At 68.6% G+C, this 23,870-nt stretch carries 27 protein-coding genes; 10 read left to right on the top strand and 17 right to left on the bottom strand.

What is annotated here, in order from left to right:
* The first annotated feature begins 101 nt into the window (after positions 1 to 101).
* The 4 genes from CSC76_RS08970 to CSC76_RS08955 are packed head-to-tail and all read left to right on the top strand — an operon-like array spanning position 102 to position 3,634.
* Positions 102 to 335 (top strand): BolA family protein, encoded by a 234-nt coding sequence (locus CSC76_RS08970; protein ID WP_162109689.1) that lies wholly within the window; start codon positions 102 to 104, stop codon positions 333 to 335.
* Positions 336 to 364: 29 nt separating this feature from the next.
* Positions 365 to 1,981: a DUF4034 domain-containing protein gene (locus CSC76_RS08965; RefSeq protein WP_162109688.1), complete on the top strand. Its 1,617-nt coding sequence runs from the start codon at positions 365 to 367 to the stop codon at positions 1,979 to 1,981.
* 43 nt (positions 1,982 to 2,024) lie between these two features.
* Positions 2,025 to 3,296: a UDP-N-acetylglucosamine 1-carboxyvinyltransferase gene (gene murA / locus CSC76_RS08960; RefSeq protein ID WP_162109687.1), complete on the top strand. Its 1,272-nt coding sequence runs from the start codon at positions 2,025 to 2,027 to the stop codon at positions 3,294 to 3,296.
* The gene (locus tag CSC76_RS08955; protein WP_238394920.1) at positions 3,293 to 3,634 is read left to right on the top strand and encodes an EF-hand domain-containing protein; all 342 of its coding nucleotides are present in this window, start codon (positions 3,293 to 3,295) and stop codon (positions 3,632 to 3,634) included. The genes murA and CSC76_RS08955 overlap by 4 nt, the downstream gene beginning before the upstream one ends.
* A 48-nt stretch (positions 3,635 to 3,682) precedes the next feature.
* Here the strand turns inward: CSC76_RS08955 and CSC76_RS08950 are convergent, their stop codons facing one another.
* Genes CSC76_RS08950 through purM form a run of 5 tightly spaced genes read right to left on the bottom strand, consistent with a single transcriptional unit; the run spans position 3,683 to position 7,393 of the window.
* A complete protein-coding gene (locus CSC76_RS08950; RefSeq protein WP_162109686.1) occupies positions 3,683 to 4,372 on the bottom strand; it encodes a DUF3108 domain-containing protein in 690 nt (229 codons plus the stop codon).
* Between the two features lie 2 nt (positions 4,373 to 4,374).
* Positions 4,375 to 5,091, bottom strand: coding sequence for a DUF3108 domain-containing protein (locus CSC76_RS08945; RefSeq protein ID WP_162109685.1), 717 nt, complete (start codon positions 5,089 to 5,091; stop codon positions 4,375 to 4,377).
* Between the two features lie 7 nt (positions 5,092 to 5,098).
* Complete coding sequence (purN, locus tag CSC76_RS08940; RefSeq protein ID WP_162109684.1) at positions 5,099 to 5,752, bottom strand: phosphoribosylglycinamide formyltransferase; 654 nt, start codon at positions 5,750 to 5,752, stop codon at positions 5,099 to 5,101.
* Entirely contained in the window at positions 5,749 to 6,369 is a 621-nt protein-coding gene (locus CSC76_RS08935) for a DUF2238 domain-containing protein (RefSeq protein ID WP_162109683.1), read from the bottom strand. The genes purN and CSC76_RS08935 overlap by 4 nt, the downstream gene beginning before the upstream one ends.
* A 7-nt stretch (positions 6,370 to 6,376) precedes the next feature.
* The gene (gene purM, locus CSC76_RS08930; RefSeq protein WP_187573264.1) at positions 6,377 to 7,393 is read right to left on the bottom strand and encodes a phosphoribosylformylglycinamidine cyclo-ligase; all 1,017 of its coding nucleotides are present in this window, start codon (positions 7,391 to 7,393) and stop codon (positions 6,377 to 6,379) included.
* Between the two features lie 169 nt (positions 7,394 to 7,562).
* Here purM and CSC76_RS08925 point away from each other — a divergent pair, with 169 nt between their 5' ends.
* From CSC76_RS08925 to hda, 3 genes are read left to right on the top strand one after another with little or no spacing between them, the layout of a single operon-like run.
* Entirely contained in the window at positions 7,563 to 8,645 is a 1,083-nt protein-coding gene (locus tag CSC76_RS08925) for a DUF2066 domain-containing protein (RefSeq protein WP_162109681.1), read from the top strand.
* Positions 8,646 to 8,659: 14 nt separating this feature from the next.
* Positions 8,660 to 9,823: an AI-2E family transporter gene (locus tag CSC76_RS08920; protein ID WP_162109680.1), complete on the top strand. Its 1,164-nt coding sequence runs from the start codon at positions 8,660 to 8,662 to the stop codon at positions 9,821 to 9,823.
* A 23-nt stretch (positions 9,824 to 9,846) separates the two neighbouring features.
* A complete protein-coding gene (hda, locus tag CSC76_RS08915) occupies positions 9,847 to 10,542 on the top strand; it encodes a DnaA regulatory inactivator Hda (protein WP_162109691.1) in 696 nt (231 codons plus the stop codon).
* Positions 10,543 to 10,556: 14 nt separating this feature from the next.
* On the opposite strand, the gene CSC76_RS08910 is transcribed toward hda, so the two are convergent.
* From CSC76_RS08910 to CSC76_RS08890, 5 genes are read right to left on the bottom strand one after another with little or no spacing between them, the layout of a single operon-like run.
* On the bottom strand, positions 10,557 to 11,441 hold the full coding sequence (locus CSC76_RS08910) for a PDZ domain-containing protein (protein WP_162109679.1): 885 nt from the start codon (positions 11,439 to 11,441) through the stop codon (positions 10,557 to 10,559).
* A 1-nt stretch (position 11,442) separates the two neighbouring features.
* Positions 11,443 to 11,832, bottom strand: a complete 390-nt coding sequence (locus CSC76_RS08905) for a hypothetical protein (RefSeq protein WP_162109678.1) — start codon at positions 11,830 to 11,832, stop codon at positions 11,443 to 11,445.
* A complete protein-coding gene (locus CSC76_RS08900; protein ID WP_162109677.1) occupies positions 11,822 to 12,382 on the bottom strand; it encodes an RNA polymerase sigma factor in 561 nt (186 codons plus the stop codon). Before CSC76_RS08900 ends, CSC76_RS08905 begins: the two co-directional genes overlap by 11 nt.
* Positions 12,383 to 12,429: 47 nt before the next feature.
* On the bottom strand, positions 12,430 to 13,134 hold the full coding sequence (gene murU / locus CSC76_RS08895; protein ID WP_162109676.1) for an N-acetylmuramate alpha-1-phosphate uridylyltransferase MurU: 705 nt from the start codon (positions 13,132 to 13,134) through the stop codon (positions 12,430 to 12,432).
* Entirely contained in the window at positions 13,131 to 14,147 is a 1,017-nt protein-coding gene (locus CSC76_RS08890) for an aminoglycoside phosphotransferase family protein (RefSeq protein ID WP_162109675.1), read from the bottom strand. Before CSC76_RS08890 ends, murU begins: the two co-directional genes overlap by 4 nt.
* A gap of 72 nt (positions 14,148 to 14,219) precedes the next feature.
* Between CSC76_RS08890 and CSC76_RS08885 the strand changes: the two genes are divergently transcribed.
* Complete coding sequence (locus CSC76_RS08885) at positions 14,220 to 15,626, top strand: mannose-1-phosphate guanylyltransferase/mannose-6-phosphate isomerase (RefSeq protein ID WP_162109674.1); 1,407 nt, start codon at positions 14,220 to 14,222, stop codon at positions 15,624 to 15,626.
* Positions 15,627 to 15,693: 67 nt separating this feature from the next.
* Here the strand turns inward: CSC76_RS08885 and CSC76_RS08880 are convergent, their stop codons facing one another.
* Together CSC76_RS08880 and CSC76_RS08875 are read right to left on the bottom strand one after the other, a co-directional pair.
* Positions 15,694 to 15,960, bottom strand: a complete 267-nt coding sequence (locus tag CSC76_RS08880; RefSeq protein WP_162109673.1) for a GlsB/YeaQ/YmgE family stress response membrane protein — start codon at positions 15,958 to 15,960, stop codon at positions 15,694 to 15,696.
* Positions 15,961 to 16,177: 217 nt separating this feature from the next.
* Positions 16,178 to 17,668, bottom strand: a complete 1,491-nt coding sequence (locus CSC76_RS08875; RefSeq protein WP_162109672.1) for a M20 family metallopeptidase — start codon at positions 17,666 to 17,668, stop codon at positions 16,178 to 16,180.
* Between the two features lie 242 nt (positions 17,669 to 17,910).
* Here CSC76_RS08875 and CSC76_RS08870 point away from each other — a divergent pair, with 242 nt between their 5' ends.
* Complete coding sequence (locus CSC76_RS08870; RefSeq protein WP_162109671.1) at positions 17,911 to 18,249, top strand: ComEA family DNA-binding protein; 339 nt, start codon at positions 17,911 to 17,913, stop codon at positions 18,247 to 18,249.
* A gap of 282 nt (positions 18,250 to 18,531) precedes the next feature.
* Positions 18,532 to 19,122 carry a HutD/Ves family protein gene (locus CSC76_RS08865; protein ID WP_162109670.1) on the top strand — a complete coding sequence of 197 codons (591 nt, stop codon included), beginning with the start codon at positions 18,532 to 18,534 and terminating at the stop codon, positions 19,120 to 19,122.
* A gap of 10 nt (positions 19,123 to 19,132) precedes the next feature.
* Here CSC76_RS08865 and CSC76_RS08860 read toward each other — a convergent pair whose 3' ends face one another.
* The 5 genes from CSC76_RS08860 to CSC76_RS08840 are packed head-to-tail and all read right to left on the bottom strand — an operon-like array spanning position 19,133 to position 23,853.
* The gene (locus tag CSC76_RS08860) at positions 19,133 to 20,779 is read right to left on the bottom strand and encodes a sulfite reductase subunit alpha (protein WP_162109669.1); all 1,647 of its coding nucleotides are present in this window, start codon (positions 20,777 to 20,779) and stop codon (positions 19,133 to 19,135) included.
* The gene (locus tag CSC76_RS08855; RefSeq protein ID WP_162109668.1) at positions 20,776 to 21,768 is read right to left on the bottom strand and encodes an FAD:protein FMN transferase; all 993 of its coding nucleotides are present in this window, start codon (positions 21,766 to 21,768) and stop codon (positions 20,776 to 20,778) included. Before CSC76_RS08855 ends, CSC76_RS08860 begins: the two co-directional genes overlap by 4 nt.
* 45 nt (positions 21,769 to 21,813) lie before the next feature.
* Positions 21,814 to 22,626, bottom strand: coding sequence for a DUF4198 domain-containing protein (locus tag CSC76_RS08850; protein WP_162109667.1), 813 nt, complete (start codon positions 22,624 to 22,626; stop codon positions 21,814 to 21,816).
* Positions 22,627 to 22,658: 32 nt separating this feature from the next.
* Positions 22,659 to 23,189 carry a DUF2271 domain-containing protein gene (locus tag CSC76_RS08845; RefSeq protein ID WP_162109666.1) on the bottom strand — a complete coding sequence of 177 codons (531 nt, stop codon included), beginning with the start codon at positions 23,187 to 23,189 and terminating at the stop codon, positions 22,659 to 22,661.
* 28 nt (positions 23,190 to 23,217) lie between these two features.
* The gene (locus CSC76_RS08840) at positions 23,218 to 23,853 is read right to left on the bottom strand and encodes a PepSY-associated TM helix domain-containing protein (RefSeq protein ID WP_162109665.1); all 636 of its coding nucleotides are present in this window, start codon (positions 23,851 to 23,853) and stop codon (positions 23,218 to 23,220) included.
* Positions 23,854 to 23,870 lie beyond the last annotated feature (17 nt).

Here is a 23,870-nt window from a genome sequence, read left to right as displayed (position 1 = left end):
TCGGCCACCACCGTGGCCTCGAAGTGCACGCCGTCATCGCCCTGCACGTCCGCGCGGGCGCCGACGGGTAGAATGGCCGGGTATTTTATTAGGAAAGCCCGTTGGACGCCGAAACCATCCGTAAACTGATCGAATCCGGCCTGCCTGGCGCCCGCGCGGACGTGCAGGGCGATGACGGCGTGCACTTCGAGGCCACGGTGGTGGCCGAGGCCTTCCGCGGCAAGCTGCCGCTGGCCCGCCACCGCATGGTCTACGCCACGCTGGGCGACCTGATGGGTGGCGCGATCCATGCGCTGCAATTGCGCACGCAGACGCCGGACGAGGCTGGCGCCTGATTCTCCGTCGGCCGGGAGCGTTCACGGGAATGAAGCGGATGCATGCGGTGTCGGTCGTGCGTGGTGCCCTCTTGGGGGTCGGATTGGCATGCGCAGGTGCGTGGGCTTCTCCGGCCATCCCGGCCAAGGCCAATGAAGCGTTGCAGGATGGCGTTTCCGAGCCGTGGCGCGCCTACTTGGTCAAGGCCCGCGAGGCTGAGCGCATCGAGGATCCGCTGCAGCGCTGCCTCGCGTTTCCGGACCTGCCGGACAACAACTGGCCCGTGGGCCACGCCGCCGCGCATTGCCGGCATCACTTCGGCATCCGGCGGCCCTCTCTCGAGGATATCGAGGGCATGGTCCAGCGCGGGGAGATGGCCGACATCGAGGCGCTGTTCGACGCGAGCCTCGCCCGGCACTACTCGACGGAGCACTTCAGCGACGACATCCATGACACCTTCAACTATCTACTGACGTCCAAGGCGGACTCGGAACGCGTGGGTGCGCTGACGGAGGCGTGGCTGCGCCAGGCACCCGAAAGCGCCTATGCGCACCTGGCGCGCGCCGCCTACTTCAATGGCGCGGCCTGGAAGGCGCGCGGAGGCAAGTACGCACCCCAGACGCCGCGCGAGAACATGAGGCGCATGAGCGAACTTGCCGGGCAGGCCATTCCGCATTTCGAGAAGGCGCTCGCCCTCAATCCCCGCCTCATTCCCGCGTACACGGGGATGATCGATATCGGCATGCTGGATTCCCGTCCGGAACTGGAAGCGCTCGCACGCCGCGCCGCCGAGGCGCTTGACCCCGCCTGCCCGGAACTGGCGAACGTGACCATGCGGTCGCTGTTGCCGCGTTGGGGCGGCAGTTACGAACAGATGGTCGATCATGTCGGCACGCTGTCCCGCTTCATGATGCAGCGTCCGCACTTGGCCATCTATCGAGCCCAGCCGCTGGGTGACGTCGGCGAGCTGCTGCTGGATCGTGATCCGGTGCCCGAGCAGGCACTGGAGGCGCTGGAAGCGGCGATCGCGATGGGTAGTGACGAGGATGCCCTTGAGAATGCCGGTACGGCGGCCCGCAATCTGCTGAGCGGCCCGTCGGGCGACGCCCGACAACTCGCCTACTATCTGCAGGCGGCCCGCTTCCGGATGCCGGATGCCTGGGAGGCGAGGGTCCTTGGCTCGCTGCTGGTGGCCACCGAGCCGGAATGGAGCCTCAAGTACACGCTGCGCGCGCTGGAACTGAAGCCCGATGATGCGAGGGCGCATTTCAACGCGGGAGCCGGTTACCAGAACATGGGCCGGTATGACGATGCCGTGCGCGAGTTCGACATCGCGACCGGGGATGAGGCGCTGAGGCAGGCGTCGCTGGTCACCTTGGCCGAAGTCCTGCTGTTCCAGGAGGGAACGGCCAGCGCAAGCGCACGCAAGGCCAATGCATCACGCGCCAAGCCTTACATCGACAGGCTCAAGGCCGAGTATCCGGACGATGGCCGCTGGAGCGTGCTGTCGTTCTACCATCGCGTCATGTCCGACTCGACCCTCGATGAGGCGGATGTCCGCGCGACGCTGTCCAAGCTGGACCGATCCGATCCTTGGCAGGCGCGACATGCCGAACGCCTAGAAAGAGCGCTCAGGCAGCCTGCGCGCCCCGCCAAACGCCCGTAGGCGCCGCCGGCGCTATTCCCTTTTTCCCGACAACGAACCCGACATGCAGAAGATCATCGTCACCGGTGGCAACACGCTCAACGGCGAAGTCACCATCTCCGGCGCCAAGAACGCCGTGCTGCCCATCCTGTGCGCGACCCTGCTGGCGGACGCGCCGGTGGAGATCACCAACGTGCCGCATCTGCACGACGTGGTGACCACCGTGAAGCTGCTGGGCGAGCTGGGCGCCGGCATCACCATCGACGAGGGCACGCTGGCGAAGGGGCGCGGCATCACCGTCGATCCCACCACGGTCAGCCGCTTCGTCGCACCGTACGAGCTGGTGAAGACGATGCGCGCGTCCATCCTGGTGCTCGGTCCGCTGGTCGCCCGCCACGGTGCGGCGGTGGTGTCGCTGCCCGGCGGCTGCGCGATCGGTTCGCGCCCTGTCGACCAGCACATCAAGGGTCTGCAGGCGCTGGGGGCCGAGATCACCGTCGAGAACGGCTACATCAAGGCGCGCGCGGCGCGCCTGAAGGGCGCGCGCTTCGTGTTCGACATGGTTACCGTCACCGGTACCGAGAACGTCATGGCGGCGGCCACGCTGGCCGAAGGCACCACGGTGCTGGAAAACGCCGCGATGGAGCCGGAAGTCACCGACCTGGCCGAATGCCTCAACGCGCTGGGCGCGAAGATCGAAGGCGCCGGTACGTCGCGCATCGTCATCCACGGCGTCGAGCGTCTGGGCGGCGGACGCCACTCGGTGGTGCCGGATCGCATCGAGACGGGCACTTTCCTGGTCGCCGCGGCGATGACGGGTGGCAAGGTCACCGCGCGCAACGCGCGCCCCGACACGCTGGAAGCCGTGCTCGACAAGCTCACCGAAGCCGGCGCGAAGATCGAGACCACGGCCGACAGCATCACCCTGGACATGCAGGGCAAGCGTCCGAAGGCGGTCAGCCTGACCACCGCGCCGTACCCGGCATTCCCCACCGACATGCAGGCGCAGTTCATGGCGTTGAACTGCGTGGCCGATGGCGTCGGCGTGATCAGCGAGACGATCTTCGAAAACCGCTTCATGCACGTCAACGAACTGCTGCGCCTGGGCGCGGACATCCGCGTCGAAGGCCACACCGCCATCGTGCGCGGCGTGGAGCGGCTGGGCGGCGCCCCGGTGATGGCGACCGACCTGCGTGCCTCCGCTTCGCTGATCCTGGCCGGCCTGGTGGCCGAGGGCGAGACCCCCATCGACCGCATCTACCACCTGGACCGCGGCTACGAGAACATCGAGGAGAAGCTGGGCGGCCTGGGCGCGCAGATCAGGCGCGTGTCGTGAGCCGGCACGACCCCAAGCTGTCCGGCATCCGTTCGCGGTTCGCGTTGCGGCGCAAGATCCTGCTCGGCATCGTCGTCGCGCTGCTGGCGCTGGTCGCTTGGCTGCACTACACCGGCGCCGCCGCCACCCACGGCATCACCACCCAGGACATGGACTGGAACGGCGACGGGACGGTGACGCAGGGCGAGATCGCGCAGGCGGTCTTCTCGGTCGTGGTCGAACAGAAGCAGGACGGCCCGCGCCAGTGCAACACCTTCGCGTGGCGAAGCGGCGCGGGCACGATCAGGATGGACTGCAAGACCGTGTTCCAGGCCGAGACCGCACCGGCCAAAGAGTAAGAAAAAGCCCGGCCATGCCGGGCTTTTCCATTGCGGCGCCGGGATGATTCAGCGCCAGGATTTCAGCGTCAGGTCGATGGTGTCCTGGCCCTTTTCGCGCTGCAGGATGCGCGCCGGCACCGGGGCATCGGCCACCACCCAGACGATGGTCTGCTTGTCGCCATCGGTGCGCACGACCTTGGTGGCCTCCTGTGGCTTGCCCGCGACCGTGATGCGCTCCTTGCCCGCCACCTGGTAGGTCATGGGCTTGGCGCGGCCGTTCTCGACCATGCGGTAGGTCAGCGGCTTGCCTGCGGCCACGTCGCGCACGATGGCCAGGTTGACCAGCAGCGCATCCATGTCGCCGGCCGCCAGCTTCACCGGGCCGGCGCGGTCCGGCTTCACGTCGCCGCTCCACGTGGCCTGGGCCTTCGACCAGTCGTAGACCGTGTTGACGTTCTTCTTCTTGATCAGCAGGCGCGACGTGTCGCTGCTGCTGAGCGGGCGCATGCGTCCATCCTGCACATCGAACACGGTCTTCTGGCTGAGATCCACCGCCTGGTTGCGCACGCTCAGCGTGTACTGCCAGCGGTTGCCGGGCTGCGGCGAGACGGACATCTGGCCTTCCCCCACCATGCCGAGCGCACTGGCGTTGTACTGGGCGGTGAAGGCTTCGACGGCCAACGCGGGTGCGCTGGCGGCGGCCAGCAGGGCGGCGGCCAGCAGCGTGCGGGGCATGGCAAGCGTGTTCTTCAGCATGTTCACGGTACTCCCTGATATTCGACCAGGCGCAGATCCACGCCGTCCTGGCCGTCTTCCCGCTGCAGGATGCGCACGGGGGTGGGTACGCCATCGGCGACCCAGAAGATGGTCTCGTCGTTGCCGCCGTTGGACCGGCTCACGCGCAGGGCGCTGTAGCTCAGGTCCTCGACCGTCACGGTTTCGGGCTCGGGCGAGACCACGTACTGGTACTCGCGCACGCGGCCGTTGTCCACCACGCGGTAGGTCAGTTGCCTGCCGGGTGCGGCGTCGCGGATCACCGCCAGATTCATCAGCAGGGCGCTCATGTCGCCGGTCTGCAGCTGCAACGGTGCCCGCCGGTTCTTCTTGATGTCGCCCTGCCACTGGGCGGTGCCGCTTTTCCAGTCGTAGGTGCCGACCATCTTCTTGCCCATCAGCAGGGCGTGACGGACGGTGGCCTGGCTGAGCGGACGGAACTGCCCGTCGCGGGTGTCGAACTCCGTGCTCTGCTCGATGTTCAGTCCCGCTAGGCGCGCGAAGCCGCGCGTGCCCTTTACGTTCAGGTCGATCTGCCACTGGTCGCCCGCCCGCGGCGTCACCTTCATGCTGGCGTTGCCGGCCAGCTTGCCCTCGTTGTAGGCCTGGTAGCTGGCCACGAACGGTTCCAGCGCCCGGGTGGGCGCAGCGGAACCGGCCAGAGCCAGGCCGAGCAGCAGGGGACGGAGGGGGGAGAGCATCGGGGGGTCAGGAAACCAATCGGTCGGCCGAATCTAGGCACAGGGGATTTAATAGCGGCTGACCGTGACAGAGCGTGATGTCGCCCTGTTCAGCCAACGCACCCGACGCCGCCAGCTGCAGGACGGCCACCAGCAGCGCGTGCTCGCGCGGAAGCAGCCGCGCCGCCAGTGTCTCGGGGTTGTCGCCGGCCACGATGGGCACTCGGACCTGGGCCACCACGGTGCCCGCGTCCAGTTCAGGAATGACGAAGTGGACGCTGGCGCCGTGTTCGCGGTCGCCGGCCTCCAGCGCGCGGGCGTGGGTATGCAGGCCGCGGTACTTCGGCAGCAGCGAAGGATGGATGTTCAGCAGGCGCCCGCGGAACCGGGCGATGAACGCATCCCCCAGGATGCGCATGTACCCCGCGCACACCACCCAGTCGGGGCGGGTGGCGGCCACCGCGTCCGCGAGTGCGGCCTCATAGGCGGCGCGCGTGGAAAAGGCCGCGGGGCGCGCGCTCCAGCGCTTTTCAGGCGGGACCTGCTGCAGGGCGGCTGCGGCCGGCCTGTCCGAGAACCCCCCCACCACGTCGGCCTTCAGCGTGCCCGCCTCGATGGCGTGCAGGATCGCCTGCAGGTTGCTGCCCCTGCCCGAGGCCAGCACGGCCCGACGCGCGGTCATGCCGGGGTCCCGCGGCGCTCGGCACGCGCCAGGGGCCATACCAGCAGGGCGCCGACGGTGGCCAGCAGCATGTCCGCATGCGCATCCCACACATCGCCCTGCTGGCCGTTGTAGGACTCGGCGGCCTCGGGCGACATCGTCAGCGCGATGCCCCATTCCAACCACTCGTACAGCAGGCTCGTGCACATGATCAGCATCACCGTCACGGTGAAGGCATGTCCCACCGACAGCGACGGCCAGCGCTGGCGCAACCAGTGCCAGACGGCGGGCGTGAAGCACAGACCGTAGATCAGATGGATGAAGCGGTCGAAGTGGTTGCGGTGCCAGCCGAACGCCTGCGCCGGCGACCAGCCGGTGGCGGTCTGCAGCCAGGCGTCGTACGGGACATAGGAATACAGCCAGCGCGCGCCGATGCAGTGCGCGACGATGAAGGCGCAGATCAGGGCGAAGTGCGTCGGACGCAGCGGCCAACGGCGGTCGTGCCACCACAGCCAGCCCAGGCCCACGACCGTCAGGCTGCTGTGCATGCCCTGTTCCAGCGGCCAGCGCGGCGCGATCCAGCTGGCGGCGAACACCGCCAGCGTCAGCCCGAAGGCGATCGCCTTGCTGCGCGGCATGCCGCGATCAGCCGATGCGGACGCGTTCGCCGCCCGCGGCGGTGACGACTTCGCCGATCTGCCAGTGCGCCAGTTGCAGGCGTGCCAGGTCGGCCTGCACGGCGGCCAGCTGGTCGGGTGCCACCACCAGCACGAAGCCGATGCCGCAGTTGAAGGTGCGCCACATCTCGGTGTTTTCCACCGCGCCTTCGCGCTGCAGCCAGTCGAACACCGGCGGCAGCGTCCAGGCGCTGGCGTCGATCTCCAGACCCAGCCCATCGGGGATGACGCGGATGATGTTCTCGGTCAGGCCGCCACCGGTGATGTGCGCCATGCCATGCAGGTCGTGCGCCTGCAGCAGCTCCAGGATCGGCTTCACGTAGAGCGTGGTCGGCGCCATCAGCGCATCGGCCAGTTTCACGCCGCCCACGTCCAGGTCGGCGGGCCGTCCGGCGCGGTCGTAGATGCGCCGCACTAGCGAATAGCCGTTGGAATGCGGACCGCTGGACGCGATGCCGATGAGCACGTCGCCGGCGCGCACCTTGGCGCCATCCAGCAGGCGCGACTTCTCCACCGCGGCCACGCAAAAGCCGGCCAGGTCGTATTCGCCCGGGCCGTACATGTCGGGCATCTCGGCGGTCTCGCCGCCGATAAGCGCACAGCCGGAGAGCTCGCAGCCGCGGGCGATGCCGCCGACCACGGCGACCGTGGTATCGACATCGAGCTTGCCGGTGGCGAAGTAGTCGAGGAAGAACAGCGGCTCGGCGCCCTGCACCAGCACGTCGTTCACGCACATGGCGACCAGGTCGATGCCGATGGTGTCGTGGCGGCCCAACTGCTGCGCCAGCTTCAGCTTGGTGCCCACGCCGTCGGTGCCCGAGACCAGCACCGGCTCGCGGTACTTGCCGGACAGGTCGAACAGGGCGCCGAAGCCGCCCAGACCGCCCATCACCTCCGGGCGGAAGCTGCGCTTGACCAGCGGCTTGATGCGCTCGACCAGCTCGTTGCCGGCGTCGATGTCGACACCCGCGTCGCGATAGGTCATCGGGGTGGAGGCAGGGGGCGTCGGCTGGGTCACGGGCGGTCGTCGGTGGGCGAGAGGTGGGATTTTAAAGGAATCGGGTGGGCGCGCGGCCGTCCTGAACGGGTGACGTTGGCGGGCAAGGCCCATTCGCGCAACAATTCGAGGGGTCTGTCGAGTCCAAGGACGCTTGATGCGCCGCACTTCCGCTATCGCCCTCGCCGCCGCCCTGCTGCTGGCGACCTTGACCTTGAGCACCGCCGCGCTGGCGCAGTCCGGCCTGCGCACGGAGGGCGATGCGGTCTCCGCGCGCGGCCTGTACCAGGCGGAAGTCCCGGTGAACGGGCAGGGCGAGGAGGAGCGCCAGGGCGGCTTCGCGCGCGCGCTGGGCAGCGTGCTGGCCAAGCTCAGCGGTGACCGTTCGGCGATGTCGCGCCCGGGCGTGGGCGCCGAACTGCGCAACGCCCGGGATTACGTGGAGGGTTACGACTACCGCCAGGACCAGGGCACGTCGCCGACCGGCGCGCCGACGTTCCGCACCACGCTGGTGGTGCGCTTCGACGAAGATCAGGTCAACGGCCTGGCCGGTGCGCTGGGCCTGCCGGTCTGGCCGCAGCCCCGCCCCAAGCCGGTGGTCTGGCTGGCGATCAACGACGGCAGCGGGCCCCGCCTGATGGGGTTGCAGCACGCCAATGCCGCCCGGCCGCTGCTCAATCGCGCCATCGAACGCGGCTACAGCCTGGGCCTGCCGGCCGGCGGCGCCGCCGAGCAGGCGCTGGTCGGCGCCATCTGGCGCCAGGACACGGCGGCGGTGGCGCGCGCATCGGCGCGCTACAGCCCGCCCATGCAACTGGTGGGCAAGCTGTACCGCAACAAGGGCGGCTGGACCGCCGACTGGGGATTCGTCGACGCCGGCAAGGTGCTGGCGAAATGGTCGGTCAGCGATGCCGACGCGCGCCGCGCGATGGCATCTGGCGCCGACGGCACGGCCGATGCACTGGTGAAGCGCTACGGCAAGCGCGGCAGCGCTGGTCCCGCCGGCACGTACCGGGTGCTGTTCACCGGTATCCGCACCACCGACGACTACCTGCGCCTGACCGGGCACCTGCAGAAGATGGCCGTGGTCCGCCGCATCACGCCGGTGCGCGCCAGCGGCGACACGCTGGAACTCGATCTCGAATTCGTTTCCGGCCTGGCCGGTTTCCGCCGCACGATGGGCGACGAGGCGCCGTTCACCGGCGGCGAAGGCGAACCGCCCGTCTACCAGATGCGCTGACACAAGGACGCTGCATGGATCTCTCCTCCACGCCGGCAGGTACGCTGGCCCGTCGCTGGCAATGGTTGCTGATCGCCCTGATCGTGGGCTGGCTGATCTGGTTGCTGGCGCCCGTGCTCACGCCCTTCGTCTGCGCGGCGCTGCTGGGCTGGCTGGGCGATCCGTGGGTGGACCGGCTGGAACGGTCGGGGCGCTCGCGCACGACCGCGGTCGTGCTGGTCTTCACCCTGATGCTGCTGTTGCTGGTGCTGTCGCTGGTGATCCTGGTGCCGATGATCGAGCGCCAGGTGGTCACGGTGATCGAATCGCTGCCGGCGTACCGCGACTGGTTCATGCAGACGGCGCTGCCGTGGGTGGAGCAGCGGACCGGGCTGGAGCTGGTCGCCTGGCTGGACGTGGACCGGCTGACCGAGTGGGTGCGCGGCCACTGGCAGCAGGCCGGTGGCGTGGCGGCCACGTTGTTCGGCTATTTCTCGCGCTCGGGCTTCGCGGTGATGGCGTGGATCGCCAACCTGGTGCTGTTGCCGATCCTGACCTTCTACTTCCTGCGCGACTGGGACCTGCTGGTCGAACGCATCGCCGCGCTGGTGCCGCGCGACCATATCGCCACGGTCACCCGGCTGGCGCTGGAGTCCAACGAGGTGCTGGGCGCCTTCCTGCGCGGCCAGTTCCTGGTGATGCTGGCGCTGGGCGCGATCTATGCCATCGGCCTGTCGATCGTGGGCCTGAAGGTGGGCCTGCTGGTGGGCATCATCGCCGGCCTGATCAGCTTCGTGCCGTATCTGGGCACCGCCACCGGCATCGTGCTGGGCGTGATCGCCGCGATGGTGCAGTCCGGCGGCGACTGGTCGCTGGTGGCGATGGTGATGGGCGTGTTCGTGGTGGGCCAGATGCTGGAAGGCTATGTGCTGACGCCGCGCATCGTCGGCGACCGCATCGGCCTGCATCCGGTGGCGGTGATCTTCGCCATCATGGCCGGCGGCCAGCTGTTCGGCTTCCTCGGCATGCTGCTGGCGTTGCCAGTGGCCGCGATCGCCAACGTGCTGCTGCGCTTCGCCCACGAACGCTACACGCAGAGCCGCCTGTATGCCGGCGACCGGCCGTCCATCGTGCTGGATTCGTACATCGACAAGAGCAGCGTGGAGCAGGCCTCGACGCGGGAAAACGAGGCGCCGTGAGCCGCGACGTTCCGGGGGCCGGGCTGGGACCGCAACTGCCGCTGGCGCTGCGCTATCCGCCGGACCAGCGCTTCGAGAGCTTCATCGCGCCGCCGGACGGCGCGTTGGCGGCCTTGTCGCGGCTGGCTGCAGGGACGGGCGCGGACTGGGTGTACCTGGCCGGCGCGTCGCGGACCGGCAAGACCCACCTGGCGCTGGCCGTCTGCGCGGCCGCCGAGCAACAGGGACGGCGGGCGGCCTATCTGCCGGCCATCGCGGCGGCAGGACGAATGCGCGAGGCGCTCGATGCCCTGGAAGGCCATGATGTGGTTGCGGTGGATGGCCTGGACGCGATCGCCGGTACGCGGGAAGACGAAGTCGCGCTGTTCGACTTCCACAACCGGGCGCGCGGCTCGGGACTGAATGTGCTCTACACCGCGCGCAGCATTCCCGACGACATCGGCCTGGTGCTGCCGGACCTGCGCTCGCGCCTGCAGCAATGCCTACGTTTCACGCTGCATCCCCTCGACGACGCAGGGCGCCGCGACGTGCTGCGCGACCGCGCTCAACGGCGTGGCCTGATACTGGAAGAGGCCGCACTCGACTGGCTGCTCACGCGCACCGACCGCGACCTGGGCGCATTGGTCGCGGTGCTCGACCGGCTGGACCGTGCCTCGCTGGCGGCACAGCGCCGGATCACCGTGCCCTTCCTGCGGCAGACGCTCGGCGCCGCGGGCTGAGGCCCCGCGCGGCATCAGGGGCAGGTTTCGGGGACCTCCTCCCACACCACCGGCTCCCAGTAGGCATTTTCGCGCAGGCTCTGGGTGTCCAGCCTGTCGCGCAGCAGGCGCGCGCCGATGCGGTAGCTGGTGTTCGGCTTCACGTCGACCACCAGCGGCTTGTACGCCTTGGCCATCGCGAAGCGCTTCATCTTGTCGATCTGCAGCAGCTGCGCGGAGTTCAGGCGGTGCCGGTCGATGAATTCGCGCACCACCAGGACGTGGCGGCCGACGGGCAGCCGGTGCCGGTTCACCGGCTGCAGCGGCGTGCTGCGTCCGTCGATGGTCGTGATGTCGGCGCGGAAGATGCCCTGGCTCTTGGGAACGGTGCCGGCGTGCGCGGTGACGAATCCGCAGGCGCCCCGGGTTTCGGGGCCTATCTCGATGCGGTAGGCGGGCACGGCCACCACGCCGGCCGCTCCCTCGAGCTTCAGGGGCGTGGTGCCGCGCAGGATCTCGGCGCTCACCCGGCCCGCACCGCGCTGCATTGCCTGCTCCAGCAGCGGTGCCGGCGGCGCGGTGCCGTCCAGGCGTACGCCGTTCAGGGCCACCAGCCGGTCGCCGGCCTTCAGTCCTACACGCGCGGCGGGTCCATCGGGTGTCAGCGCCAGCACGGGAAGGCCGTTGCGCTGCGCCGCGCGCACGTCGACGACGGCACCCAGTTCGTAGCGGACCTGGGCGGGTTTCTGGATCACCTGCGGAGCGCCGGTGTCCTTGAGATCCCCGCGTTCCGACATCTGCAGCAGGGCGGCGTCGAGTTCGCGCGTCGACTGCGCGTGCGCGCTGGTCGCAAGACCGGTCGCCCATGCGGCGGCGATCAGGGTGTGCGTAACGAAACGGAAGGTATTCACGGTATCCACCTCAGATTTCTACCGGTTGGGGCAGGGAAGGGGCAGCGCCGCTGCGCGCCAGCGCCTCACGCCGTTGCCAGAGCCATTGCAGTTCCTGCTCGCTGGCGCCTCGCTCGTAGGCGTGCTGCAGCTCGCGGTCGACGGCGCGCAGCGGCTCCTCGTGCAGCGGCGCGCGCGGAACCACTGCCAAGCGCTCGGGTACGGGTGCGGCAGGCGGGAAGAGACGCGTGTAGACCATCGGCAAGGCCGCCAGTACCAACGCGGTCATGGCGCCGGCGGCGAACCGCCTGCGGCGTTCGCGTTGCCGCGTGCGCGCATGCCGGACACGCGGCCACAGCGCGGGCGGCAGATCCGGCTCCGGGAGTGCGGCCAGGCGCGCGTGGAGGGATTCAGGTGTCATGGGGAGCGTCTCCATGGGGGTCGAGGTCTTGGCGCAGGCGCGCCAGCGAGCGCGACATCAGCGACTTGGACCAGCTGGCGGTGCGTCCGAAGCGGCGGCCCAGGTCCTCATGCGACCAGCCCTCCATTTCGTGCAGCCATACGACAGTACGGGCGAGCGGCGGCAGGCGTCGCAACAGGGTGTCGGCATCGGCGGCGTCGGCTGGCGAGGCGGAGGCGGTATCGGCCAGCGCGGCAAGGGCCATGTCGGTGCCGGGGTGCTGCTGCCGGCGCAGGCGGTCGATCGCCAGATTGGCCGCCACGCGCTTCAGCCACGGCCGCAACGGTGTGTTTTCGCGCAGCCCGGACAGGAAGCCGAACATTCGCAGGAAGGTCTCCTGCACGATGTCCTCGGCTTCCGCCGCGTTGCCCGTCAGCCGGCATGCCAGCGCATGCAGCGCGCGCGCGTGGTCGTAGTACAGCGCTTCGAATGCAGCGCCGTCGCCCCTGCGGGCCCGTCGAAGCCGCTCGGCTTCGGCGTCGGGATCGGGGGCGTGGGCGGGAGCATCCATAGCCCCACACTACGCGCCGCCGAGGTCTTCCGTCGCAGGCCGCAACGTCAGCGCGACAGCTCGCGGTTCAGGTCGGCCAGGCGTTCCGGCGTGCCGACATCGGTCCAGCCGCCAGCGTGATGTTCGCCATGGATCCGACCCGCAGGCATGTGCGCGCGCAGGATCGGCGCCAGGCGGAAGCGCGGCTTTCCGTTCCCGGCGATGCTGGCGTGGTCGTCCACATGCTGAGCCCAACCGTCCAGCAGGGCCGGGCGGTAGACGCCGATACCCGCGTAGGTAAGGCGGCGCTCGCCGTCGCCGCGGACATGCCCGGCAGGGTCCAGTGCGAAGTCGCCATGGGTGGCGTAGCCGGGCGGATCGATCATCACAAGATGCGCGAGACCCTGCGGCTCGCGCGGCAGCCGGTTGAAATCGAAATCGGTCCAGATGTCGCCATTGACCAGCAGGAACGGTGCTTCGCCCAGCACTACCAGGGCATTGAGCATGCCGCCGCCGGTTTCCAGGGGCGTGTCGCCTTCGTAGAGATACTGGATCCGCAGGCCCCAGCGCGCGCCATCGCCCAGCACCACCGGGAAGCGGTCGGCCAGCCAGCTGGTATTGATCACCACGTCCTGCACGCCCATCGCCGCCAGCTTTTCCAGATGCCAGACGATCAAAGGCTTGCCGCCGGCTTCGATGAGCGGCTTGGGCGTGTGGTCCGTCAGGGGGCGCATGCGCTCGCCCAGGCCGGCCGCGAAGATCAGGGCCTTCATGCGATCTCGCCCCGCGCCTGCAGCACCGGCTTGATGCGCGCGTCGAGCAGCGTCCGCAGGCCATCCAGTTCCGGATATCGCGGCAGGACCTCGTCCAGGTAGCGGATGAAGCGCGGCACGTCGGGCAGGTAGCGCGTCTTGCCGTCGCGGTAGTGCAGGCGCGAGAAGATGCCGAGGATCTTCAGGTGGCGCTGGATGCCCATCCAGTCGGCGTCGCGCAGGAACACCTTCAGTTCGGGCACCGGTAGTCCGGCGCGCGTCGCACGGGCGTGATAGCGGGCCAGCCAGCCATCCACGCGTTCCAGCGGCCAGCTCAGGAACGCATCCTTGAACAGGCTCATCGCGTCGTAGGCGATCGGCCCGCGGACGCAATCCTGGAAATCCAGCACCGCCGGCCCCGGCGTCACCGGCATCAGGTGGCGGGGCATGAAATCCCGATGCGTCAGCACGCGCGCCTGCCCCAGCGCATTGTCCATCAACCGGCGTTGGGCCAGCTCCAGTCCCTCGCTCTCGCCGCAGTCCAGCACCAGTCCCAGATGGCGACGCAGGAACCATTCGTCGAACAGGCCGGCATCGCGCTGCAGCAGCGCTTCGCCGAACTCCCCCATGCCGGCGGGTGGAACGATCGCCTGCAGCCGCAGCAACTGCTCCAGCGCGGCATCGAACCAGGTGTCCGCGTTGTCCTCGCTGATCACATGCGCCAGGGTCGGACCGCCCAGGTCCTCCAGCAGCAGGAAGCCGTGTTCGATGTCGATGGCGAGCACCTCCGGTACGCGCACATCGCCGCTCACCAGCAGTTCGCGCATGGACAGCCAGGGACGGACATCCTCCAGGCCCGGAGGCGAGTCCATCACGATGCGCCCGGGACCATCGCCCAGGCTGCGCCAGTAGCTGCGGAAGCCGGCGTCCATCGACGCGCGCTCCAGTTGTGCGTAGGGGTCGCCGAGCGCGCCGCGCGCCCACTCCAGGCGTTGGGCGCCACGCCCGGAAGGGTCCTGAATCGTAGGGTTCATGCGGTCGGGGGCGGGCACAGGCGTCAAAGGGCTACAGGGTAAACTGGCGCCCTACCGACTTGCGAGGCTTGCATGGCCCAACTCCAACCCGTGCTGCTGTCCGGCGGCTCCGGCACGCGCCTGTGGCCGCTCTCCCGCGAGGCCTACCCCAAGCAGTTCCTGCCGCTTGCCGGCGACGACACCATGGTGCAGGCCACGTGGCGCCGCGTGGAAGCGCTGGCCGATCTGGCGCCGATCGTGGTGGCGAACGAGGAGCACCGCTTCCTGGTCGCCGAACAGTTGCGCCAGGTGGGCGCGCCGGTACCGGCGATCCTGCTGGAACCGGTGGGTCGCAACACGGCGCCAGCGATTGCCGCCGCGGCCCTGCAGGCGATGGCGGGCGGCGCCGATCCGCTGCTGCTGGTGCTGCCGTCGGACCACGTGGTCCGCGACGTCGCCGGCTTCCAGCGCGCCGTGCGCGAGGCGTCGTCCGCGGCGGAGGCCGGTGCGCTGGTGACCTTCGGCATCGTGCCCGATGCACCGGAAACGGGCTTCGGTTACATCCAGGCCGAAGCCGGCGACGGCCTGCGCCAGGTCCTGCGCTTCGTCGAGAAGCCCGATGCCGCCACGGCCAGGTCCTATCTGGATGCAGGCGGCTATTACTGGAACAGTGGGATGTTCCTGTTCCGCGCCAGCCGCTACCTCGAAGAACTCGCGCGCTTCCGTCCCGATATCGTCGATGCCGTGCGCGCGGCGCATGCGGCCGCGCGGCACGATGGCGATTTCGTGCGCCTGGACAAGGACGCCTTCGGTGCGTGTCCGTCGGACTCCATCGACTACGCGGTGATGGAGAAAACCGCCGATGCGATGGTGCTGCCGGTGGACATCGGCTGGAACGATGTCGGCAGCTGGTCCGCGCTGTGGGACGTGGCCGAGCGCGATGCCGATGGCAATGCGCACCACGGCGACGTGATCGCGGTCGACAGCCGCAACAGCTACGCCTACGCGCAGCGACTGGTGGCGCTGGTGGGCGTGGACGACATCGTGGTGGTGGAGACGGACGACGCCGTGCTGGTCGCGCGCAAAGACAAGGTGCAGGAGGTCAAGCAGGTGGTCGCGCGGCTGAAGCAGGAACAACGCAGCCAGGCCGTCCTGCATCGCGAAGTGCACCGTCCGTGGGGCAGCTACGATTCGGTCGACAACGGAGGCCGCCACCAGGTCAAGCGCATCAAGGTCAAGCCCGGTGCCGCGCTGAGCCTGCAGATGCACCACCACCGCGCCGAGCACTGGATCGTGGTCAGCGGTACCGCGAAGGTGACGCGCGGCGATGAAACCCTGCTGCTGTCGGAAAACGAAAGCACTTACATCCCGCTGGGCGTGAAGCATCGCCTGGAGAATCCGGGCAAGGTGCCGCTGGAGCTGATCGAAGTGCAGTCCGGCAGCTACCTGGGCGAGGACGACATCGTGCGGTTCGAGGACGTGTACGGCAGAAGTCAGTGACCGTATCGCCCGCGCGTGCAAAAAGGAAAGGCCCCGCGTGAGCGGGGCCTTCGTTCTCTCCGGGATGTCACTTCTTCTTGCGGACCATGCCGTAGATCAGCAGCAGCACGATGGCGCCGATCACCGAGGCGATGAATCCCGTCGGTTCGCCGGGGCTGTACCAGCCGAGCGTCCCGCCGATGAAGCGCGCCAGCAGTGCGCCCAGGATGCCCAGCACGATGGTCATGAAGAAGCCCAGCTTGTCGTCGCCGGGTTTCAGCGCACGCGCCAGCAGGCCGGCCAGGAAGCCGATGAGCAGGGTCCACAGGATGCCGCCGCCAAAGATCTGTTCCATCGAAACGCTCCGGTTGGGAAGGTGTGGGGCGACGTGAAGCGTAACCCAGCTGCCCGCGGCGTGGGCAGCGGCCGGCATGGCGCTCAGAGAGTCGGAGGCGGAGGAGCCGACTCGGGGCTTGGTGAGTCGGACCTTCAGGAGCCGGCATGAGCATGAGGCCGGAATGATCGAAGGCCGGGTCGCCCCGGCCTTCTGCAGGTGGCACGACCTGTCTGGATCAGCAGCAGCCGTGGTCGCCGTGCTGTTCGCCGCCGGCTACCGCCGCCACGCCGGTGGTCTCGCCACGGACACTGGCCGCGTGGTGTTCGGCGATCACGCGCGCCACGCAGGCGGTGACTTTCTTGCCCATCGGGATGTGCAGGAATTCGTTCGGGCCGTGCGCATTGGAATGCGGGCCCAGCACACCGGTGATCATGAACTGCGCACCGGGGAACTTCTCGCCCAGCATGCCCATGAAGGGAATCGTGCCACCTTCGCCCATGTACATGGCCGGCTTGCCGAAGAACTCGCGGCTGGAAGCATCAATGGCGTTTTCCAGCCACGGCGACATCGCCGGCGCATTCCAGCCGGTGCTGGCCTTCTCGAGCTCCAGGCTTACCTGCGCACCGTTGGGTGCATCCTTTTCCAGCAGGTCCTTCAGCAACTGGCCGGCCTGTTTGCCATCCAGTGTAGGCGGCAGGCGCAGCGACAGCTTCACCGACGTGTAGGGGCGCAGCACGTTGCCGGCGGACGATAGCGGCGGCATGCCGTTGACCCCGGTGACCGACAGCGCGGGGCGCCACGTGCGATTGAGCACCAGCTCGGCCAGGTCTTCGGCCATCGGGGTCATGCCGGGCAGGAACGGGAACTTGTCGAATACCGCCGTGTCCAGCACGCGCGCGGCTTCCTGGGCCTGTGCGAGACGGTCCGCCGGGATTTCGACCTGCAGGCCTTCCGGCAGGATGCGGCCGGTCTGCTCGTCCTCCAGCCGCGACAGCAGCTGGCGCAGCAGACGGAAGCTGGACGGCACCACGCCGGACGCATCGCCGGAATGCACGCCTTCCTCCAGCACTTTGACCGTGAAATTGCCGCCGGCCAGACCGCGCAGCGACGTGGTGCACCACAGCTGCTCGTAGTTGCCGCAGCCGGAGTCCAGGCAGACGACCAGCGACGGCTTGCCGATACGGTCGGCAAGGTGATCGACGTAGGCCGGCAGGTCGTAGCTGCCGGATTCCTCGCAGGCCTCGATCAGCACCACGCAGCGCGCATGCGGCACGCCCTGCTGCTGCAGTGCCTGGATGGCGGCCAGCGAGCCGAAGATCGCGTAGCCGTCGTCGGCGCCGCCGCGGCCATACAGCTTGTCGCCCTTGATCACCGGCACCCACGGGCCCAGGTCATCGTCCCAGCCGGTCATCTCCGGCTGCTTGTCCAGATGGCCGTACAGCAGCACGGTGTCGGCGCCGGTGTCGGGTCCCGTTGCCGGGATTTCGATGAAGATCAGCGGCGTGCGGCCTTCAAGGCGCACCACTTCCACCTGCATGCCCGGCACCGACTGCGCCTTCGCCCATCGCTCCATCAGCTGGACCGCCTGTTCCATGTACCCGTTGGCCACCCAGTCCTTGTCGAACATCGGCGACTTGTTGGGGATGCGGATGTACTCGACCAGCTGCGGGACGATGTCGTCATCCCATTTCTCGGCTACATAGCGGTCGACTTTGACGGTGTCCATGGCAACTCCGGGTACTGAAAGGCACAGGCGGTCATTCTACGCCCTGGAAAGGGGTAGGACTTTTCCTACATGCATGCGCGGTGTTTACGGGCAGATTCCCCCGTGCTCGGGCGATATCTTGAAGCCCGTGGGAACGCAAGACTGAACCTGCCGCCAAGGTCATCGGCCTGCAGCGGCAACATGGCGGATGCCAAGAGGCGTCCGCCGTCCAGGGACAGTCCATCGCCACAAGGAGAGTCGTCATGAAGTCGTTCGTCCACACCGTGTTCGCCGCCGTCCTGTCGCTGCTGATCGCCGCGCAGGCGCTGGCCACCGAGAAGGTCAACATCAACACCGCCGACGCGGCCGCGCTGGATCGCGTGCTGGTCGGGGTCGGTCCGTCGAAGGCGGCCGCGATCGTCGAGTACCGCAAGGCCAACGGCCCGTTCAAGAGCGCCGAGGAGCTCGCCATGGTGAAGGGCATCGGCCTGAGCATCGTCGAGCAGAACCGCGACCGCATCGAGCTGCGCACGGGCGCCGCTCCGGCGCGCAAGCCGGCTGCCGCAACCGCGGCGCCCGCCAAGCCGGTCGCGCGGCGCTGATCGATTCCCGTGCCGGGCGTCTCCACAGGACGTGGAGCGCCAGGCACAGGGGCAGGAAGCCAGGGGGAAACAGGCGGGATGCCGACAGGGACGTATCCATATCGCGCACGACGCGCAGGTCGGCAGCAGGTTGCAGCCTGATTCGCCGGCGGTAGACCGACAGGGATGTCGACAACGCCCGGACGCGCAGGACGCACGTCCGGGCGTTGTCGTTTGTGGGTGGGCAGGCGCGGCAAGGCCGGGCGCCGGCTAGAATCCCGCGACGGACTGCCGGGGGACATCATGCCGGAATCATCGCGCGTCATTCACGCCAACGAGTACCGGCGGGTGCGCTGGAAGAATGGATTGGGCTGGACCCGCGAGATCGCGCGGGTCCCGGACAACGATGACTGGGACTGGCGGCTGTCGATCGCCGAGATCGAACGCGATGCGGCGTTCTCATCGTTCCCCGGCGTCGACCGCGAACTGGTGCTGCTGCGCGGGAACGGGTTGCGCCTGAGGTTCGAAGACGGGCGCACGGTCGATCTGATGCCGCCCCACGACCGCTATCGGTTCGCGGGCGAGGACGTGGTGACGGGCGAGCTGGTCGACGGCACGACGCACGATTTCAACCTGATGTGGCGGCGTGGCCGGGTCCGTACCGAACTGCTGCATCGTCCGCTGGTGGGGCCGATGCTGTTCTTCACCGAGCCCGGAGTGCACTGGGTCGTCCCCCTGATCGCCGGACAGGCGGCGTTCGACGCGGCGAGCGGCCTTGACGACCTGTGCAGCGGCGATACTGCCGTTCTGACCGGGGGCGACACGCGCACGCGGCATGCCTTGCACGGTGGTGGTGAGCTGTTGGCCATCCGCATCGAGGCCGAAGGCCGCTGAGGACGACAGGTCAGTACACGTCCCGGCGATAGCGCCCGGCGGTCCGCAGGGCTTCGACCTTGTCCTCGCCCAGGATGCGGCGCAGCGTGGCGTCCACGTCGGGCGCCATGCCGGCCAGGCTTCCGCATACGTACACCGCCGCGCCTTCTTCGACCCACTGCCGCAGCCGGTTCGCGTGCGAAGCCAGCGCATGTTGGACGTAGCGGTGGGTGTCGCCATCGCGCGAGAAAGTCAGGTCGAGATGTGGGAGCAGGCCTTGCGCCTGCCATGCCGCCAGTTCGTCGGCGAGGAAGGCGTCGTGCGCGCGCTGGCGCTCGCCGAACAGTAGCCAGTTGCGCGTCGCGCCGGCCAGCGCCCGCGCTTTCAGGCGGGCGCACAGACCCGCCAGGCCCGTGCCGTTGCCGATCAGGATCATCGGTACATCGGCGGCGGGCGGATGAAAATTCGGATTGCGGCGGATGCGCAGGGCGATGGCGTCTCCCGGCTGCGCATGCCGGCACAGCCAGCCGCTGCCCAGGCCGGCGGTACCGTCTGCGTGATGCATCAGGCGCACCAGCAGGTGCAGCGCGCCATCGCCGGGAAGGGACGCAATGGAGTATTCCCGGTGCGGCAGGGGCGTGCAGGCATCGGCGAGCGCCTGCGCATCTCCGCGCCAGAGCTCATGGTCCGCGACGGGCCATTGGCTGCGGACAAGTACCTGCGCCAGCGGTTGCGCGTGGTCCTGCCACTGCACGGGAACATCGCCCGCCAGGCCCGTGCGCTGCAGGACCTCGTCGACCTCGGCCATGGCGCGGCACGGCCCGATCTCGGCGATGTCGCCAGCGGCCCAGTCGGGCAGCGAACCGGATCCGGGTGTCAGGGAAAGGGGCAACACGGGCCCACCAATGCTGCCGGGATTCAGCTCGACACGATCGCGCAACCGCCAGGATTCGTACCGCGGCGTGGACCAGTCCTGCGCGTCGGACCCGTCGCCCAACTGGCCGATATGGTGCTGCCAGTGGCGCAGGGCACTGTCGTCGGCGTTGTCGACTTCCACCAGGTCGAACAGCGGTTGCGCGCCCTGTCGCCGCAGCCAGTCATCGAGCTGGTGGCCGAAGGCGCAGAACTGCGCGTATTCGCGATCGCCCAGGGCCAGGACGGCGTAGCGCAGCGTGTGCAGCGGGAGTGTCTGCGACATCACGTGGCGGACGAAGCCGAGCGCGGGGTCGGGCGGATCGCCTTCGCCGGTGGGGCTGACGACGAACACGGCGCGCCCGATGGACTGCAACCGTGCCGCATCCAGCCGTTCCAGCCCCGCGCGCTGGACCGCAACGCCGCCGTGGCGCAGCGACGCGGCGGTCATATCGGCCAGCTCCATCGCGAAACCGGTCTGACTGGCATGCACCACCCACGTCGCATCCGATCCGGCCAGCATCACCGGTTGTCCCGACGTGTCGTGCTTGCGCGCGCGGGACAGCATGCCCGCCACCAGTCCGGCATACGCCAGCAAGGCGGCGGCGGCGATGAAGACGCGGGCCCTGGACGGGCTGGCCTGCCACCAGTCGCCCTCGTGCAAGCCAGCGAACAGCCAGGCGCACGCGGCCAGCGACAGCATCACCAGCGCATTGCCAACCAGGGCGGCGCTACCGTGCCGAGGTGAAGGGCCTGCCGTGCTCATGCCGCCAGGTGCTGCTCGAACGCTGGCGTCATGGTTTCCCGCAAGCCTTCGCCGGTGCGTTGCAGGAAGCGCGCCGCCAGACCGTGATGCGCCGCGAAAGCCGGACCTTCTTCGGTGCCCATGACGGTCAGGGCGGTGGCCCAGGCATCGGCGTGCATCGCATCGGCCGCGATCACGGTCACTGCGGCAGCGGCATCGGTCACCGGCTCGCCGCTGCGCGGGTCGATCGTGTGCGAGTAGCGGTGACCATCCTGCGCGTACGCATGCCAGCGGTCGCCCGAGGTGGCGACGGCCATGCCATCCAGTGCCAGTACCCGCGGTTCCAGGCCTTCGTTGTCGGCTTCCTCATCCGGGGAGGATTCCACCAGCACGCGCCATGGTTGACCGTCGGCCTTGCGGCCATAGCCATACAGTTCGCCGCCCACTTCGATCAGGCCGGCATCGATACCGCGACGCCGCAGCAGGGCGGCCACCACGTCCACGCCGTAGCCCTTGGCGATGGCCGAAAGGTCCAGCATCACACCGCCCGGCTGGCGGACGCGGTGCTGCGCGGCATCGAGCCGCAGGTGCTGCCAGCCGACGCGGGAGCGGGCTTCGACCAGCGCCGCGGGCGTGGGGCGACCCCGCCTTTGCGCATGCGCCCCGAATCCCCATGCCGCCACCAGCGGCGACACGGTGGGGTCGAACGCGCCGTCACTGCGTGACGCGATGTCGAGCGCCACCATGAGCACCTGCAGCATGTCGTCCCGCAGGACGAACCATTCGCCTGCGGCGCAGCGGTTGAAGCGCATGATGTCGGCGTCCTCCTCCCACGTACTCATCTGCGCGACCAATTCGTCCAGGCGCGCCTGGATGGCGTCGTGCAATGCATGCGGATCGATGCGCGACGGGCTGGTGTACTGGACGGACCACGTCGTACCCATGGTCTGCCCGTGCAGTGCATGCACCGGCGCTGCCTGCGCAGCGGGGGAGGGAAGGGAGATGTTCATGCCGATCCATGCCGCCGGTACTGCGTCCGGCGGCATGGCTCCGTCTTACTGGGGCAGCACTTCCAGCGTGGCGACATAGCTCAGGCGACGCTGCTTGGCCTGCGGCACGGTGGTCTTGTCGTCCTGCGTGCCGGTTTCCAGCCAGTACATGCCGGCTTCCGGCCAGGTCACGCTGAACTCGCCGTTGGCATCCGTGGTGACCTTGATCTCTTCCTGCGCGTTGCGATAGCGCGTACCGCCGCGGGTGATCTCGAATTCCAGCCCGGCCGCCGGCTTGCCGTCGACCAGCATCCGGAAGGTGGCCGCTTCTCCCGCGAACAGGTCGTTCGGGTGCGTCACCGGCAGCAGTTCGATGCCTTCTCCGGTGCTCTTCAGCGCAGTGTCGTTGGGCGCCCCGTTGGTCACGAAGGTCTCGATGCGGCCGATCGACTGCGACACCTGCAGGTTCTTCGCATCCTTCGGCACCTTGGTCGCCAGGTCTTCGGGCTTCGCGCCGCGCAGGCCGCCCGGCTTGCCGTCGGCGCCTTCCCAGCGGGCCATCAGGCCCTTGTTGATCGTGGCGATGCGGTAGGTGCCCTGCTGCTTCAGCTCGACGTCGAACACCGTGCGGTACTTGCCCGTGGCCAGGTTCTGCGCCTCGACCGCGCTGCCGTCGGGGGCGGTGATCGCCAGGCCTTCCGTGCGCAGGGGAACGTGGTTGAAGTAGAACAGGTCGTTGGATACCGCCGCATCCACCGTGATCCACGGATTGGTGCCGGCGATGACGGTCTGCGACGGCTGCAACCAGGCCTTGTGCGCCAGCGCGGTGGCGGGGAGGGCGGAGGCCAGGGCGATGGCTACGGCGAGGGAACGCTTCATCGGAATCTCCAGCGGATAGATGGAAGAAAAGATCAGGGCTTGACCGTCAGCGTGACGGCGCCCAGCTCGGTGGCGCCCTGCGCCTTGCCCGACTGCGGTGCGCCCTTGGCGGGCCAGGTGAAAGGAATCTTCAGCAGTTCACGGCCACCGACTTCGCGCGCGGCCTCGACGACCAGCGTGTACTGGCCGGGCGCCAGCCTGGCCAGATGCTGCTTGTCGCTGAAGCTCAATGCGTGCTTGCCGACCGGCTTGGTGGGTCCGGTCACACCATCCACCGGCACCTTCAGCGAGCGGCCGGACTTGCGCCACCACTGGCGCAGGTCGGGCAGCCACTTGGTGCCGTGGCCTTCGGAATTGCTGGTCTGCTGGTACCAGACGGACAGGTTGGCGGCGACCTTCTGGTCGGCGCCTTCGATCCACACGGCGACGTAAGGACGGTGGTACTCGGCCACATTGAGCTTGGGGATCTCGACATTGATGTCGAGCGTGGCGGCGTAGGCGGGCGTGGCCAGCAGGCCGCTGAGCGCGATGGTCAGCGTGGTGTGGACGGCGATCTTCGACATGCGGTCACTCGCGGTTCGTTGAAGGGGATCAATGGATGAAAAGCAGCGCGATCAGCAGCGGCACCAGCAGGCCCAGGCCCACCATCGGCCAGGTCATGCGGCGCTGCCGCCCGTGCAGGTAGAGCAGGAACAGGCCGGTGATGCAGAACACCAGGCACGCCACGGCGAAGATGTCCAGGAACCATCCCCACGCCGGCCCGGCGTTGCGGCCCTTGTGGAGGTCGTTGAAATAGGAGATCCAGCCGCGGCGGGTCCGGTCGTACTCGACCGCCCCCGTTTCGCGATCGATGCTGAGCCAGGCGTCGGTGCCGGGGCCCGGCATCGAGAGATAGAGCTCCATGTCCGACCATTCGGCAGGTCGTCGCCCGATCGATATCGACAGTTCCTGCTCCAGCCAATCGCCCACGGCCGCGGGCAGCGGGGCATTGCCTTCCTGTCGATCGCCCAGCAGGGCGACGACGGGTGCAGGAAGGGTGGCGGTAAGCTGGGTGACCTCGGGCGAGGCTTCGATCTTCGCGGCGTGGTTCAGCGTGATCCCCGTAATGGCGAACAGCAGCATGCCGATCAGGCAGACGGCCGAACTGATCCAGTGCCACTGATGCAACGTGCGCAGCCAGAAGCCGCGGCGTTGTTGCTGGAGGGCAGGGGAAACGGGAGCGGACAACGGCACTCTCAAGGCGG

The sequence above is a fragment of the Pseudoxanthomonas mexicana genome, assembly GCF_010093385.1.
GTDB classification, from domain to species: domain Bacteria; phylum Pseudomonadota; class Gammaproteobacteria; order Xanthomonadales; family Xanthomonadaceae; genus Pseudoxanthomonas_A; species Pseudoxanthomonas_A mexicana.
This window is presented reverse-complemented; position numbering and strand designations above follow the sequence as displayed.